This window comes from Microbacterium imperiale (assembly GCF_017876655.1).
Taxonomy (GTDB): Bacteria; Actinomycetota; Actinomycetes; order Actinomycetales; family Microbacteriaceae; genus Microbacterium; species Microbacterium imperiale.
Window position 1 is genome coordinate 1,706,372 of sequence record NZ_JAGIOK010000001.1, and the last position, 13,765, is coordinate 1,720,136.

Here is a 13,765-nt window from a genome sequence, read left to right on the forward strand (position 1 = left end):
CCGGCGGGCCTGGGCGGGTCTTCTGGGGGGTGCCGTGTCAGAAGCCGAAGAACTCACCGACGAATCCCTCCCGCTTGCGGCGGCTCGTGCGGCCATGCTGATCCCGCTCCCTGCCGTGCGGGCGGTAGTCGATCTCCACGCCGGATCGCTCGGTGATGAGCAGGTCGGTGGCGTCGACGGGGCATTTCATGATGTTCTCCTTCGGATGCAGGGGCTCGGCCCCGGCCCAGGTTCACGTGTCGATGGGACGGGGTGCCTGCCCCGTCTCATTTGGGTTCCCCGTTGCGGCGGCCGCCGCAGCAGCAGCAGCGCGGTCGCGGCGGCGGCGTTCCCTTCCCGCCATCAGCACGACCACCAGCGCACCTCCGAAGACGACCACGCCGCCGATCACAGCCATGACTGGCAGGAATTCCCCACCGCCGGAGGGGCCCGTGTGCACATCCGACCCGGCCGTGCCGGCGGTGGTGGCGGTCGGAGACGGTTCGGGGGTCTGCTCCGTCGTTGCCGTGGGGTTCGGTGTGCTGGTAGGGATGGTGGCGGGTTCCACCGTGTACGTGTACTGGTCGCTGATCGGGTGCCCGTCGCTGGAGACCACCCGCCACAGCACGGTGAACACGCCCGCAGAGGTCTCGGGTTCAAGCTCCTGGGTGACGGTGGTTCCGTCGACGACCGGTTCGCCCTCAGCGATGTTCCGCCCGTCCGGGGAGGTCACCTCGATCACCACGGCGCTGGTCGCGGTAAGCAGCTCTCCGCTGAAAGCGAGGGTGACCTCCGCCGGAGAGATGCCGACCGTCGAGCCGGATTCGGGAGTGGAGGAGATCAGATCGTCGTGCGCGGCGGCGGGGACCGCGCTGGCCAGCAGCAGTCCGCTGGCCGCGAGCAGCGCCGTCAGACCGGCGATAACGGGAGAAGCGGTTCTGCGAGACCAGGGTGTGGGTGTTCTCTTCATAAACGGTGCTCCTTCAGGGGCGGTGGATGATGTGGTGAGCAATCGTGGTGGCGTCCCGCCAGACACCGGCGATGGTGTCGGCGCCGCGGCCGCCGTAGCGCGGCATGCCCGCCACGAACAGTCCCGGCATCCCGGTCAGGGTGCGCCTGGATGTGCCTTTGCGCGCCGCATCCGGGAGCCACCCGTCGCCGGGCAGGTAGCCGGTGGCGAGGATCACCGAACCGGGCTGGGCCTGGCTGCTATCCGCGAAGCTCACCGTCGTCCCGGCCGCAGCGGTGACCGCCGGGCGAAGGGTGACCCCGGCGCGGCGCAGCTGCTCGTAGCTATCGCCGAATACCGGCTCGGCGCGCCGCTCACGCGACAGCCATGACACGCTCTCCCCCGCCGCTGCCGCGTACCCGGCAGTCGGCCGGAGGCGGCGGGGTGTTCGGACTGCAAGCGTCACCCTGTGCGACGCGGAGAGCTCTCGGGCCAGCTGCACCCCGCTGTTGCCGCCGCCGACGATCAGCACATCACTCGTGGGAATCTGCCGCGGGTACAGGTAGTCGCGGCTGTGCAGCGCGACGCCGGGAACGGTCAGTCCTGACGCCCACTTCGGCACCCTCGGATGCGCAGCGGCGCCGGTCGCGCACACCACGTTGCGGGTCTGCACCTCCCCCGCCGTGGTGGCCAGCAGCAACGTGGACCCGTTGCCGCGATGCTCTACGCCGACCGCACGGATGCCCCAGACCGTCTCTACGCGAAGCCCCGCCTCGACGAACCTGAGGTAGTCGACCATCTCGTCGACCCGGGGATGCCGCCGCTGATCCCCCGGCAATCGCCGCGTCGGCAAGCTGCTGTGCCGGGCATCGCTGAGCAGCATCATCGAATGCCACCGGGACCCCCACGAACGCTGACCTTCCGGCGCAGCGTCAATCACCACGAACTCGTGTTGCGGCCGCAGCCCTTTCGCGCTTAACGCGGCGGCCACGGCAAGACCGGCCTGCCCGGCGCCGACGATGATCACTCGCCGGTGCGACAACCCCGCGGGCATCAGGATTCGCCGTTCACCGCGGCCTGGATCGCGGCTTCCAGGTCACCCCACTCCTGCAGCTCCTGCAACTCGCCGTCGACGAAGAAAGTTGGCGTGCTGCCCACCCCGAGCGCGCGGCCCTCGTTGAAGTCCAGCTCCACTCGCTCTGCCGTGGCCGGGTCTGCGACCGCGGCATCATACGCTGCCATATCCAGCCCGAGTTCTTCGGCGAAGCTGCGGAACAGATCAGCGCGGGACTCTTGTGCCTCGCCCCACTCCGCCTGCGTCTCGAAAAGCCGGTGATACATGTCCTCGAAACGGTCCTGACCTGCAGCGGCCTCTGCCGCGATCGCCGCGTTCTTCGAGTTGAAGTGCCCGGGCAGCGGGAAGTAGCGGACCACGTATGTGATTTCCCCCGCGTACTGTCCCCTCAGGTCTTCGACGATCGGGTAGAACGCGCCACACGCCTCGCACTCGAAGTCGAGAAATTCCACCACGGTCACCGCCTCCGGGCCGCCGTCGTCGAGGACGTGGGAGCTCTCCCGGACCACTGACAGGGTCCCCGGGCCGGCGCCTCCCTCCGGCGGTGCGGCCGGACTCCGGTTGACGAGGGCATAGATGATTGCGGCTAGCACCAGCAGGGCGGCGACCGCGACGGCGATCAACGTCGCTTTGACAGGGGTTTTCATCGGGTACTCCGAACACTTCACACGGCACAGGACAGAACCCGGGCACAGCCCGGGACGAGCGCCGCCCAGACAGGCGGCGTGCCGGATTTCAGGTTCGGGAAAGACCCAACTGAGGAAGAGACAGAGCGCTCACACGCGGGCGAGCAGGAGAAGCAAGAAGCGACAAAGCGTGAAGCGGCTGCCACTCAGGCACAGAAGGAGGACGGGAGCGCCACATCAACCTCGCCAGCACCAAAAAGACGAGGCCACACAGTACGCCCAGAACACACAGAGCGACTCCTGCCAGCGCGTCAGGTTGGAGCGTTACCTCGGCAATCACCGAGACCTCCGAGTCCGGCGCGGCGGGGTCGATGTGCGGATCCACCAAAGCACTGATCACTAGGGGAACCGGCGCGGTTCCTTTACCTTCAAGATGGCTAGCCGCCGCGATCCCCATCATCAGAAGCAATGCCAAACCGACACTGGTAATGAAACGCATTATCAGCAGACGCTCACTCAGCATCACGGATCGCGGAGTCCGGGCCGAGGAGACCATCTCTTACAGCTTACCCGCGCGCGTGAATGTCAGTTGCGGTGTATGCGCCGGAAGCGGCGCGTGCGAACGACGGCGGCGGAGGCGGTTGGAGACGTTGGTGCGGGAGAGCTCCAGATCGCGGGCAAGATCCGGGGCGTAGCCGGGGGCACGCACCCGGATACGACGATGCCGGGAACCTCCCAATGAGGTTCCCGGCATCGCGAAGGGATCAGACCGTGCGGCGGCGACGGCGGGATGCCAGGTGAGCGCCCAGGGTGACGGCCAGGAGGCCGGCGACGAAGAAGCCGATCGGGAGCGCCCCGCCCGTGCGGGCCAGGGGGTTGTTGGTGTTGCTGCTGCCACCGGCTGCTGCGGCGCCGGTCTCGGTGGGCAGCGGCTCCGGCGTCGGGTTCGCCGACGCGGCGTCCGTGACGGCGAACTGCGCGGTAAGAACCGTCCCGGTCTGGGCGCCGGTGAGGGTCACGGAGTGAGCGCCCGCCTCCATCGGCGCGGTGACTTCGTAGGTCACGGTGCCGTTGAGAACATCGCGCGCGCCAAGGTCGACCGGCTCAGAGGCCAAGGTGGCGTCGGTCTGCCAGTCCGCGTTGAGCCCAGCCGCGGTGACCGAGAAGGTGGCACCCGGCTGCACCTCTGCCGGCGCGGAGATCGTGGCGTTGGCCGACAGCGACGCAAGATTGCGCTCGAGGGCCAGGCCGTTTGCCGCCGTGAAGAACAGGTCGGTTTGATCGGTCAGCCCCACCACATTCGCAGCGCCGGGGCCGTAGCCGGCGATCCGCACCTGCGCTCCGGTGTGCTGCTGCGATCCGCCCTGGGCGGAGGTGCCGTACGCGACTATCATCTCCTGGCCATCTGCTGTGAGCAGGTGCGTGTTCAGGCCGGGAATCGGCGAGCCGACGATCTGGCTGGTGTGTGCGTGGTCTGCCGTGACGACGACGAGGGTGTCCTTGCGCTCCTGGGCGAAGGCGAGAGCGACCTGCACTGCTTCGTCAAGGTCGACCGTCTCGCCGATCTGCCCACACGCGTTGGCGGCGTGGTCCTGCTTATCGATGCTCGCGCCCTCAACCTGGAGGAAGAATCCGTCCTCGCCGTCCAGCAGGGAGATCGCCTTCTCCGTCAGCGATCCGAGCGAGAGGTCGCTCGCGAGACGGTCGGGGTTCTCCGTGCAGGCCACTGCGGCGGGCAGGGAACCACCCGAGGTGAGGTCGGTCGCCGCGGGACCCTGCCAGCGGACGGGGAAGTTACCTTCGGTGAAGAGTCCCAGCAGCGGCTGATCCGCATCGGCGACGGTGACCGCATCGAGGCTCGCGGCGTCACCGACCAGCTGAAAACCGCGGGCTTCCGCCTGCTCGAAGAGGGTCTTTCCCTCCCACGGGCCGGCCTTGGCGGTCTGCTCGAAGGAAGCCGAACCGCCGCCGAGCGTCACGTCGGGACGCACGTTGAGCATCTGCTCGCTGATGGACCCGAGGCCGCCGTTCTCCAACGCCTCGGAAGCGCAGCGCTGGCTGGTCTCGTTGGGACCGTAGCAACCACGCGCGGAGATGTGCGCGACCTGGGCGCCGGGGGTGGCGTCCTGGATCTCCGAGGTGGAGACGTTCCCTGTCTTCATTCCGTTCGCGCGAGCGATCTCCAGGAGAGTGGCCTGCGGCGCGTTGGCGACGTCGACGCTGAGGCGGCCGTTGACGGTCTTGGTGCCGGTAGACCACGCACTCGCGGTCGAGGCCGACTCGGGCGCATAGTTCGGCGCACCCGTATCCGTCAGGGCGTAGGTCGTGTACTGGCCGGTCAACGGCAGAGCGTCGATACCAGCGAACTCACCTGCAGCGCCCTCAGCGTAGTTACGGGCAATCGTGATCTCGCTGTCGCCCATCCCGTCGCCGATGAGCAGGATGACGTTCTTTGCGGGGCCGTCAACAATGGAGTCCCGCAGCAACTGGGTCATGTCGCCGTCGTTGCGGGTGGCTCCGCCGTTCTCAGTAAGGTCATCAGCCATCGCTGAGGCGGGCAACGCGCTCATCGAGACGAAGCCAACCATGGTCACAGTGGCGCCCAACGCAGCGATGACGCGCCGTCGGCGAATGAACGATTTCATGCGGGGGAAGCCTCTCGAGTAAAACGCGCCGCATGGGACGGGACGCGTGGACCAATACAGAAAACCTGCCGTGTCGGGCCGTGGGCTGGCTCGTGAGTGAACACCCGATGAAACATCGAGCTCAGCAGACTCGATCGTGGCGAAGAGTCGGACGCAGCATCTGGGTGAGACCCACAGAAGACGGAGTGTGAGTGGCCCGGGTGGGCGGCACTTCCGTGCGCGCTCACCCGGGCCGGTCACCTTCGGCGCACCACCACCTCTGGCGACCGTGGGACGTCGGGAGGGAAAGGTGACGCCCCACCTGCCTGCACCTCAGAAGCGATGCGGCAGCTTTTCGTCCCGGCGTTTGCCGGTTCAGTTCAAAAGTGTGTCCCCGATGTATCCGCCTTCGGCGCAGCCAGGTGGGATGGCGAAGACCGCAGAACCGATCGGGACGGTCCACTCGTTGAGGAGGTCGAGTTCGTCGAGGCGTTTCTGCAGCGGAGTGAACTGGGTGTCGACGTCGGCTTGGAAGGACACGAAAATCAGGCCCGAGTCGGACACGGACCCGTTTCCAGGTGGGATGTCGTAGTTGTATGCGCGGCGGAAGATCCGTTGACGGCCATCTTCGAACCGGGCTCGGCGCATGTGGGAGAACTCCGGGATCACCGGGAACCCAGGTATCGACTCACGTTTCTGGTAGCGCTTCCGAACGACCGGCGCACGGTATGCCAAGAACGATCGTTTCCGGACGCTTAGATCTCATCGACGAACTCCGATATGATCGGTGAGTGACGATGACCACTGAGATGACCGCCGCTGTATCGCTGTTCCACTCGCTTGCCGATCGCAGTCGCTTGTCGATACTGCGGCGACTGTCGATGGGTGAGGCTCGGGTGAGGGACCTCACCGACGAGCTCGGGTTGGCGCAGTCAACCGTGTCGGAGCACGTGGGATGCCTCCGCGAATGCGGACTTGTCGTCGCCCGCAGTGAAGGTCGACAGAACTTCTACTCCGTTTCCACTCCGGAAGTCATCGACATCCTGGAAGCCGCCGAGCGACTCCTCGCCACGACCGGCTACAAGGTCGATCTGTGCCAGACCTACGGGCGTGATGCCCGATGATCGGAACCATCGCGGCCGCCATCGGACTGTTCGCGGCCACGAACATCGACGACATCGTTGTCCTCACGGTGCTGTTTCTCGCGTCGACGCGCGGCTCCCTTCCAGGATGGAAAGTCGTTGCAGGGCAATACCTCGGCTTCATCGCTCTCGTAGCGATCAGCGTCATCGCCGCCGCCGGCCTCACCATCGTCCCGAACGAATGGGTCGGGTTCTTGGGCCTGATCCCACTCGCAATTGGTGTCTATGGTCTGATCCGAACCCTCCGGCGCCGGGGCGACGATGACGAGGACGACAGCGCGATCAGCGCAGGAGGACTGCTCGGAGTCGCCGGCATCACGATCGCCAACGGCGCCGACAACATCTCCCTCTACACGCCGGTCTTCCGCACCAACCCCGTTCCGGACACCATCGTCACCATCATCGTCTTCTTGGTGCTCGTCGCCGTGTGGTGCCTCGTCGCGCGCTTCGTCGGCACCAACAAGACCGTCACAGAGGCATTGGAGAAGATCGAGCATTGGCTCGTGCCCGCCGTTTTCATCGGGCTCGGCCTGTACATCCTGATCGAGTCGGGCGTAGTCCTCCGTCTCATCGACGTTCTGTCATGACCAAGGTCGCCAGATTGGCCGTCGCCGCCCAAGCGGCCGCGCAGCAGGGCCAGTTCGAAGACATGTACCACCGGCTGTTCGAGACACAGGAACAGTGGGGCGAGGCACAAGAGTCACACGCGGCACTGTTCCGCGACTTCGCCGCCGACCCGACAACTGAGGAGCGCGTGCGATTCGAGGCCGCTCTCCAAGACTGATCGAGCCGTCCGGGCCGGTACTGGTCAGTCGGTCGTCACTGTAGGAGCGCTCTGCCGAGCAATGCGGGGCACCAAGCGTACGAGCACGACCATCGCGACGAGTTCCACCAACGTCTGAGTGACGACGGCAAGCGGCGCGATGCTCAACGAGGCAGGCAGGGCTAGCGCGAGTGGCAGCACGACAAGGGAGTTCCGGGTGGCCGCCGAGAACATCACGGCACGAGTGGGGGGAACGTCGAGCTGCGCGAATCGAGCAGTGAGGAGGCCTGCCGCGACAGCGACTACGACGAATGCTATGTAGAGCGGCACCACTCGCAGCAGCGTCAGCGCCTGGGAGCCGACCGCGGCGATCTGCGATCCGACGACCACCGCCAGCGTCACCATCATCAGCGGGACCATCGCACCCGCCATCACCTGTTCTAACGCGCGACCGATGCGGTGTCGTCGCGCGACCGCCGGCGGTCGATCGCCGGATGGACGCGAAGATCCTCGAACGCGCAGCTCGCGAGGGCGGCCCGCTGCAATCGCTCACCGCGGCCGAACTGGAACTCGACAAGGTGGCCGTCACGATCGACCCGCAGCCGAAGCCGGTTCGCGCGTGGGTGCGGTTCGGCTCAACACCTGTGTGGGTTGACGCCGAGGCGTGCCGGTGGACACCGGATGCCGTAGCTATTCGGTTCTCCGTAGGCGGGGTCGAGCATCGCGCGTGGGTATGGGCATCTGCGGTGACGCCCCTCAGCGCGAAGCCGCCGGCTGGGTGAGCACGAACGCGATCACCTGCCGCCGCCCGTCGCGCACGCGGCCCACAGGCCGCGGCGGTCGCGCTCGGCGGCGTCCTGGGCGGCCCTGTGGGCGTCCTGGCCGTCATAAGCGGCGTCGTAGGTGTATTCATACCCGGCGCCGGCCTCGATGAGAGTCAGGGCGACGCTGTGGCCCTCGTGCTGCACGTGTCGCAGTAGCCGGCCGTACCGGTCGACGTCGGCTTGGGTGGGGTCCGCGATCAGCTCGACGTCGCTGCGGTAGATCAGCTCGTCGAGGATCTCGCGCGCCTCCTGCGCGTAACACTCGTCTGCCTTCCCACCTCGGCCGATCTCGGGGGTATCTATTCCGATGATCCGCACCCGCTGCGCGCCGGCGCCGGTGTCGACGTCGATCGTGTCGCCGTCGACGACTGCGACCACGACACCGCTCGTCGACGAGCTTGCTGCGTTAGGACTGCTGGGCGGCACGCACGCGCTGACGCTGATGCTCACCCCGAGCAGGATCGGAGCGAGCATCAGGCGTCGCGGGCTCATCGTGTTCAAACCCGGCTGCGCTTTAATGTCACCGCTACGGCAACGACGACAGCGAGAACGAGGCTGGCAACGACCGCGATCGCGGGCCTCCACTCATCGACGGTCGCGCCGGCCAGGATCGTGATTAGGGCGGTAGTGAACCCCGTGATGCCAGCTCGAATCGCCCAGGTCGTGTAGTCGAGAGCACCGAACAGCGCGGCCAGGATGATTGCGACAGACGCAACGCATGCGGTGACGGTCGCGAAGCCAGTGACAGCTTCGATGAGCCCGGGTATGGGTGGGATCCGCGGCTTGATATCGGGCATGCCGGACTGCGAGAACATCGTCGGTCAGCTCCCCGCCGGCGTCGGCTCTTCTGTAGCAGGGGCACGACGGACGGGCTCGACGGCGGCAGTCGCGTGGGCGAGGTCGGGGCCGATCGCGGAGGCATCGATGATGCGCCGGTACACGGTGCCTTCACGGCCCTCGAACGATGCATCCCGTTCGACGCCGGCGACAATCACCGCGTGCCCCTTGCGCAGCGAGCTCGCGGCGTTCGCGCCAAGCTCGAACTTCGCCTCGACGTAGTGAGCGAGGGGCTGGTGCCCCTCGATTCGCTCGTCGCCGCGGTACTCGTAGGTGTTCTCGAGCACCGTGAACTTGGTGATCTGGATGCGGCCTGCCTGCTGCACCTCGGGGTCAGCGGAGAGCCGGCCGGTGACGAATCGTGCGGACATGGGGGTTCCTCTCTCTTGGTGGTCAGCGCGGCAATGGCGCGCCGGCGTTCTGCATGAACGGCTCGGGATTGATCGGCTTGCCGTTGTTGTGGATCTCAAAGTGGAGGTGGCACCCGAACGAGAACCCTGTCTCGCCCATCGTGCCGATCTGCGTTCCTGCGGCGATCTGGTCGCCCTTGGCCACCCGCAGGCTGCCGTCTTCCATGTGGAAGTAGCCGGACTCGATGCCGTTCCCGTGGTCGATCCACACGACGTTTCCCCGGTAGGGCTGCACGCCGGCGAAGGTCACGGTGCCGCCACCGGCTGCCCAGATCGGGCTCCCGCATGAGCCGGTAGCCAGGTCGGTGCCCTTGTGGCACTCATCGCCGGGGCGGTTAACGGTGCAGGTACCGAACGTGTCGGTGACCGTCCCGCGTGCGGGAACAACCCACTCCCCCGTTCCGGCGCTACACGCAGTGGTCAACGCCGTCACGATCGCTTTCGCGTCCGTCTCGAATCGGGCGTAATGCTCGGGGTCGTCGTTGACCTGGGTCTTGTGGATCGCGAGCGTGGCAGGCATGTCCTCCCACCCGTCGACCTGGGTCAACCGGTCGTAGAACAGCGCTGCGGAGCGTGCGGGGTTGAGCCGGTCCTCAACGCTCCCCCATGAGTCCTGCTGCTGGAACAGTCCGATCGAAGTCGTACGGGTGCCGTTGGGGTTGGTGACACCGGAGGTCTCCCAATCGCCGTAAGTGATGTTCCGCAGTGACGATTCGCCCATCGCGGTCATGACCGCGAGGAGCTGGCCGTGCTGGTTGATACCGAGATCCATGCCGGCTCGAATGATCGCCGCGGCGTTGGTGAGCTGGTCGCGCTTGTACCCATTCACCTCCGCCGGCAGCGCGCCGGTGTCGGCCATGCACATGCCGGCGGCGTCGGCTCGCTGCACGGAGGAGAGGACGAACATCGCCCCGAACATGAGCGCCACGGCGACGGCCACGACAGCGGCGATCAGCTTGGTCTTCATGCCGCGCCCTGGTCGCCGTCTCCTCGCATCCCCTCGTCGGTGTCAGTCAGGCTGACCTCGATAGATGAACGCACGTGCTGCACGTGCGTTTCGGGGACGCTGCCGTACTTGAACACGAAGTGACCGGGTGCGAGGTTCTGCAACGTCTCGGCCGTCGACGAATCGAATCCGAAAGTCTGCACCGCCCAGTCGGCATCCTCCTGGCGGTCCTGCCGGAAGATGTAGATGCTCTGCGCCTCGCTGATGACGGTTCGCCCGGGAGAATCAGCGGGGATATCGGCGCCCTTGTGGAACACGAAGACGTTGCTCAGGCCGAGGCCACGAGAGAGCTTCTGGTTCGACTTCAACAGGTGCGCGGTGGGGCCTTGAACCATGTCCCACCCCTCCTCGTTGATGCAGGTCGTCTGCCAGCCCGGATCGGCACGGAGCCGGCCCAGCATCCACTGGTTGCCGATCGCGCGGACAACGTGCGAGGACGGGCCCTCTCCGGGGAGCTGAGAGATATCGAAGCTCGTCAGCTTGCCGGTCAGCGCCACCTCTTTGCTGGTGTCGCCGTCGAGCAGCCCGCCGTACTCCTCCAAGAGCCCTTCGAGGGTGAATCGCACGCCGAGGCCCGCCTGGTGCAGCCGGTCACGGGCCGACTCGCTGCCGTTCAGCTCCTCCGCGTCGACGTCGCCCAGCAGCGGCAGGAGGTCGCTCATCGTGGGAGCACGACCGCCCTCAAACTGCATGAGAGCCCGCGTGAGGGCCGATCGAGCCGCCTTCTCTTCCCATTCGTCGATGCGCTCACCGTCTCGCGCGATACGGAGGATCGCGTGCAGCAGCCGGTACGTGCCGGCGGAACCGATCTGGGAGACGATCAGCGGGTCGAGGCCTTCGCCCCCCCTGAGCCCACCCTTGGTGTCCAGCACCACCGACGACCTGACCCTCGATCAGCTTCCGTGACAAGCCAGCCAGGTGAGCCGTCGGCAGTCTGCATTGTGGAAACGATGAACCCAGACTTGCACCGAAAATGCACCACGCCCGCCCGCCACATGCAGAAAACCCCCGGATAACCGGGGGTTTTCACTGGCGGTGACGGTGGGATTTGAACCCACGGTAGGGGGTTACCCTACACAACTTTTCGAGAGTTGCACCTTCGGCCGCTCGGACACGTCACCGCCGACCAGTTTACGACATCCGAGGGGATGCTGCGAACCACGGTGTCCGCGGTCGGGCGTAGCGTGGCCTCGTGACGCGATCATCGGCCCCGCAGACAGCACTCATCGTGGCGATCGCGTCGCTCGCGTCATCCGTCGCGTTCCTCGACAGCACCGTCGTGAACGTCGCTCTGCCGGCCATCGAGCGCGAGCTCGGCGGCGGGCTGGCGACGCAGCAGTGGACGGTCGACGCGTACCTGCTGACGCTGTCGTCGCTGATCCTGCTCGCGGGTTCGGTCAGCGACACCTTCGGTCGGCTGCTCGTGCTGCGCATCGGCCTCATCGGATTCGGCGTCGCCTCGATCGCCGTCGGCCTCGCCGGCGATCCCCTGTTCCTCATCATCGCCCGCGCGGTTCAAGGCGCGGCGGGCGCGTTCCTGGTGCCGAGCTCCCTCGCACTCATCACGTCGCTGCTGCAGGGGCACGAGCGGTCCCGCGCCATCGGCCTGTGGACCGCGTTCACGACAGGCGCGACCCTCGTGGGTCCGCTGCTCGGCGGTATCTTCGTCGATCTGCTGTCGTGGCGGTACGCCTTCCTCATCAACGTGATCCCGGTCGCCGTGACGCTGTGGCTCGTCGCGCGGCTGCCCGTGCGCGACGAACGGCGGGCCGACGCGGGCATCGACGTCCTCGGCGCCGCGATGTGCACGGCGGGCCTGGGCGGCATGGTCTTCGCGCTCATCGAGCAACCCAACCTCGGCTGGACCTCCCCCGCGATCTGGATGCCGCTGACCGCGGGCGCCGCGCTGTTCGCGGCCTTCCTGCTGCGGCAGCGGACGGCACGGCATCCGATCCTGCCGCTCGACCTGTTCCGGGCGCGCAACTACTGGACCGGCAACCTCAGCACCCTGTTCGTGTACGCGGCACTGTCGCTCAACGGCTTCGTCGTCGGCGTCTACCTGCAAGAGGGCGCCGGGCTCAGCGCCACGCTGGCGGGACTCGCATCCCTGCCGACGACGGTTCTGCTCATCGCGCTGAGTCCGTGGGCCGGTTCTCTCGCCGAGCGCCTCGGCGGGCGCCTGTTCATGACCGTCGGGCCGCTCGTCATGGCGGGCGGCGCGCTGATGCTGCTGCTCGTGGGTGAGGACTTCGACTACTGGTGGCAGGTGCTGCCCGGGCTGCTCGTGTTCGGTCTGGGGCTGGCCGCGACCGTGTCGCCGCTGACCGCGACGATCCTCGGCGCGATCGACGCCGACCGCTCGGGCATCGCCTCGGCGGTCAACAACGCCGTCGCCCGCGTCGCGGGACTCGTGGTCATCGCTTTCCTCGCCCCGATCGTCGGCGGCAGCCTCGATCTGGCGGGGTTCCACCGCGCGGCCATCGTCACCGCGGCACTGATGGCGCTGGGCGGACTCATCGCGTTCGCCGGCATCCGTCGCCCCCCCCGAGCCCGCATCGGCGCCCTGACCCGACCCTGCTCACGGCGCCCACCAGGCACGGCAGCGCGCGTCAACCCGGACGGCGCTCCGCGGCGAGCGGGCCCAGCACCGCCAGCATCCGCAGCTTCTCGGCGCCGGGGCTGCCGGGCTGCGGGGTCAGGGTGAGCAGCGCCTGCGAGCGGTCCTCGGTGAACAGCACCTGGCAGTCCACCTCGATCTCGCCTACGGCGGGATGCAGCAGCACCTTGTGATCGGCGAAGCGCTCGGCGACCTCTTCGAGATCCCACAGCCGGGCGAACTCTTCGCTGCCCGCATGCAGGTCGGCGACCAGCCGCGCCGCGCGTGACGCCGGCCCGCTCCGCCCCGCGACCGCGCGCAGATTCGCGACGATCGCGCGGCTCTGACGATCGTGGTCCGACGCCGGATACACCGCCCGATCGGTCTCGGGACGCATGAACCAGCACCACGCACCGCTGCGCTCGGGTCCGGTGAGCGACTCGCGGGGACCGAAGAGCGCACGTGCGAGGTCGTTCTGCGCGAGGGTCTCGTCGAGCTCCGAGATCACGAGCGCGGGGATGTCGCTCAGGCGGTCGAGCACGCGCTGCAGCGCCGGCGCGACGTGGTCCGCCGATCCTGAGAGTTCGGGCGGCGCGTGCCCGGCCAGGCGGTGCAGGTGGTCGCGCTCGGCGCGTGAGAGCCGCAGCGCCCGCGTCAGCGATGCGAGCATCTGCGGGCTTGGCTGCGGCCCGCGCTCCTGCTCGAGCCGGGTGTAGTAGTCGACGCTCATGAGCGCCAGCTGCGCGACCTCTTCCCGCCGCAGACCTGCCACCCGCCGGCGCACGCCCCCGGGCAGGCCCACGTCCTCCGGGCGCAGGCGCTCGCGGCGAGCGCGCAGGAAGCTGGCGAGAGCGGGTCTGTCCACGCCACCATCATGGCCGGGGCGCGGCGCCCGAACCAGGGACCGCCGATCCCCCGATGAGCGCTGCCTGGA

18 protein-coding genes, 1 tRNA gene and 1 pseudogene are annotated in these 13,765 nt (G+C 67.4%); 5 read left to right on the forward strand and 15 right to left on the reverse strand.

Translation table 11 applies throughout. The features are described 5' to 3' along the window. Positions 1-37: 37 nt before the first annotated feature. The 7 genes and pseudogenes from JOF37_RS08350 to JOF37_RS08380 all read right to left on the reverse strand — a co-directional run. Positions 38-190, reverse strand: coding sequence for a TFIIB-type zinc ribbon-containing protein (locus JOF37_RS08350; protein WP_210006405.1), 153 nt, complete (start codon positions 188-190; stop codon positions 38-40). Between the two features lie 42 nt (positions 191-232). Then, positions 233-949, reverse strand: a complete 717-nt coding sequence (locus tag JOF37_RS08355) for a copper resistance CopC family protein (RefSeq protein ID WP_210006406.1) — start codon at positions 947-949, stop codon at positions 233-235. A gap of 13 nt (positions 950-962) precedes the next feature. Next, the gene (locus JOF37_RS08360; protein ID WP_271175007.1) at positions 963-1,955 is read right to left on the reverse strand and encodes a flavin-containing monooxygenase; all 993 of its coding nucleotides are present in this window, start codon (positions 1,953-1,955) and stop codon (positions 963-965) included. Between the two features lie 26 nt (positions 1,956-1,981). After that, positions 1,982-2,650 (reverse strand): DsbA family protein, encoded by a 669-nt coding sequence (locus JOF37_RS08365; RefSeq protein ID WP_114587702.1) that lies wholly within the window; start codon positions 2,648-2,650, stop codon positions 1,982-1,984. Between the two features lie 88 nt (positions 2,651-2,738). After that, entirely contained in the window at positions 2,739-3,185 is a 447-nt protein-coding gene (locus JOF37_RS08370; RefSeq protein WP_162815388.1) for a hypothetical protein, read from the reverse strand. A 208-nt stretch (positions 3,186-3,393) separates the two neighbouring features. Beyond that, positions 3,394-5,274 (reverse strand): alkaline phosphatase, encoded by a 1,881-nt coding sequence (gene phoA / locus JOF37_RS08375; protein ID WP_210006408.1) that lies wholly within the window; start codon positions 5,272-5,274, stop codon positions 3,394-3,396. A gap of 354 nt (positions 5,275-5,628) precedes the next feature. Continuing rightward, a pseudogene (locus JOF37_RS08380) lies at positions 5,629-5,931 on the reverse strand (Dyp-type peroxidase); the annotation flags it as partial. A gap of 119 nt (positions 5,932-6,050) precedes the next feature. Between JOF37_RS08380 and JOF37_RS08385 the strand changes: the two are divergent. Genes JOF37_RS08385 through JOF37_RS15775 form a run of 3 tightly spaced genes read left to right on the forward strand, consistent with a single transcriptional unit; the run spans position 6,051 to position 7,179 of the window. Continuing rightward, entirely contained in the window at positions 6,051-6,377 is a 327-nt protein-coding gene (locus tag JOF37_RS08385; protein WP_210007729.1) for an ArsR/SmtB family transcription factor, read from the forward strand. After that, a complete protein-coding gene (locus JOF37_RS08390; protein WP_210006410.1) occupies positions 6,374-6,982 on the forward strand; it encodes a cadmium resistance transporter in 609 nt (202 codons plus the stop codon). Before JOF37_RS08385 ends, JOF37_RS08390 begins: the two co-directional genes overlap by 4 nt. Then, the gene (locus tag JOF37_RS15775) at positions 6,979-7,179 is read left to right on the forward strand and encodes a hypothetical protein (protein WP_307803452.1); all 201 of its coding nucleotides are present in this window, start codon (positions 6,979-6,981) and stop codon (positions 7,177-7,179) included. Before JOF37_RS08390 ends, JOF37_RS15775 begins: the two co-directional genes overlap by 4 nt. A 24-nt stretch (positions 7,180-7,203) precedes the next feature. Here the strand turns inward: JOF37_RS15775 and JOF37_RS08400 are convergent, their stop codons facing one another. Continuing rightward, positions 7,204-7,566, reverse strand: a complete 363-nt coding sequence (locus JOF37_RS08400; RefSeq protein ID WP_307803453.1) for a hypothetical protein — start codon at positions 7,564-7,566, stop codon at positions 7,204-7,206. Positions 7,567-7,652: 86 nt separating this feature from the next. Between JOF37_RS08400 and JOF37_RS08405 the strand changes: the two genes are divergently transcribed. After that, entirely contained in the window at positions 7,653-7,940 is a 288-nt protein-coding gene (locus tag JOF37_RS08405) for a hypothetical protein (RefSeq protein ID WP_114587654.1), read from the forward strand. A gap of 12 nt (positions 7,941-7,952) precedes the next feature. Here the strand turns inward: JOF37_RS08405 and JOF37_RS08410 are convergent, their stop codons facing one another. The 6 genes from JOF37_RS08410 to JOF37_RS08435 form a co-directional block, all read right to left on the reverse strand. Further along, a complete protein-coding gene (locus JOF37_RS08410) occupies positions 7,953-8,360 on the reverse strand; it encodes a thermonuclease family protein (protein ID WP_271175006.1) in 408 nt (135 codons plus the stop codon). 119 nt (positions 8,361-8,479) lie between these two features. Next, on the reverse strand, positions 8,480-8,779 hold the full coding sequence (locus JOF37_RS08415) for a hypothetical protein (protein ID WP_162815384.1): 300 nt from the start codon (positions 8,777-8,779) through the stop codon (positions 8,480-8,482). A gap of 24 nt (positions 8,780-8,803) precedes the next feature. After that, entirely contained in the window at positions 8,804-9,190 is a 387-nt protein-coding gene (locus JOF37_RS08420; RefSeq protein ID WP_210006411.1) for a single-stranded DNA-binding protein, read from the reverse strand. Between the two features lie 22 nt (positions 9,191-9,212). Continuing rightward, complete coding sequence (locus JOF37_RS08425; RefSeq protein ID WP_307803454.1) at positions 9,213-10,169, reverse strand: M23 family metallopeptidase; 957 nt, start codon at positions 10,167-10,169, stop codon at positions 9,213-9,215. A 23-nt stretch (positions 10,170-10,192) separates the two neighbouring features. After that, complete coding sequence (locus JOF37_RS08430) at positions 10,193-11,110, reverse strand: hypothetical protein (protein ID WP_245338125.1); 918 nt, start codon at positions 11,108-11,110, stop codon at positions 10,193-10,195. 155 nt (positions 11,111-11,265) lie between these two features. After that, positions 11,266-11,356 (reverse strand) — tRNA-Ser (locus JOF37_RS08435). Positions 11,357-11,427: 71 nt separating this feature from the next. Here JOF37_RS08435 and JOF37_RS08440 point away from each other — a divergent pair. Continuing rightward, positions 11,428-12,939: an MFS transporter gene (locus JOF37_RS08440; RefSeq protein ID WP_210006413.1), complete on the forward strand. Its 1,512-nt coding sequence runs from the start codon at positions 11,428-11,430 to the stop codon at positions 12,937-12,939. Here the strand turns inward: JOF37_RS08440 and JOF37_RS08445 are convergent. Beyond that, positions 12,845-13,696, reverse strand: a complete 852-nt coding sequence (locus JOF37_RS08445; protein ID WP_210006414.1) for a helix-turn-helix transcriptional regulator — start codon at positions 13,694-13,696, stop codon at positions 12,845-12,847. The two genes, JOF37_RS08440 and JOF37_RS08445, sit on opposite strands and share 95 nt — an antisense overlap. Positions 13,697-13,765: the final 69 nt, after the last annotated feature.

What these genes read in the sequence shown, in the direction of transcription:
- JOF37_RS08350 (WP_210006405.1), bottom strand. Translation starts at nt 190, where the DNA reads ATGAAATGCCCCGTCGACGCCACCGACCTGCTCATCACCGAGCGATCC.
- JOF37_RS08355 (WP_210006406.1), bottom strand. Translation starts at nt 949, where the DNA reads ATGAAGAGAACACCCACACCCTGGTCTCGCAGAACCGCTTCTCCCGTT.
- JOF37_RS08365 (WP_114587702.1), bottom strand. Translation starts at nt 2,650, where the DNA reads ATGAAAACCCCTGTCAAAGCGACGTTGATCGCCGTCGCGGTCGCCGCC.
- JOF37_RS08370 (WP_162815388.1), bottom strand. Translation starts at nt 3,185, where the DNA reads ATGGTCTCCTCGGCCCGGACTCCGCGATCCGTGATGCTGAGTGAGCGT.
- phoA (WP_210006408.1), bottom strand. Translation starts at nt 5,274, where the DNA reads ATGAAATCGTTCATTCGCCGACGGCGCGTCATCGCTGCGTTGGGCGCC.
- JOF37_RS08385 (WP_210007729.1), top strand. Translation starts at nt 6,051, where the DNA reads ATGACCACTGAGATGACCGCCGCTGTATCGCTGTTCCACTCGCTTGCC.
- JOF37_RS08390 (WP_210006410.1), top strand. Translation starts at nt 6,374, where the DNA reads ATGATCGGAACCATCGCGGCCGCCATCGGACTGTTCGCGGCCACGAAC.
- JOF37_RS15775 (WP_307803452.1), top strand. Translation starts at nt 6,979, where the DNA reads ATGACCAAGGTCGCCAGATTGGCCGTCGCCGCCCAAGCGGCCGCGCAG.
- JOF37_RS08400 (WP_307803453.1), bottom strand. Translation starts at nt 7,566, where the DNA reads ATGATGGTGACGCTGGCGGTGGTCGTCGGATCGCAGATCGCCGCGGTC.
- JOF37_RS08405 (WP_114587654.1), top strand. Translation starts at nt 7,653, where the DNA reads ATGGACGCGAAGATCCTCGAACGCGCAGCTCGCGAGGGCGGCCCGCTG.
- JOF37_RS08415 (WP_162815384.1), bottom strand. Translation starts at nt 8,779, where the DNA reads ATGCCCGATATCAAGCCGCGGATCCCACCCATACCCGGGCTCATCGAA.
- JOF37_RS08420 (WP_210006411.1), bottom strand. Translation starts at nt 9,190, where the DNA reads ATGTCCGCACGATTCGTCACCGGCCGGCTCTCCGCTGACCCCGAGGTG.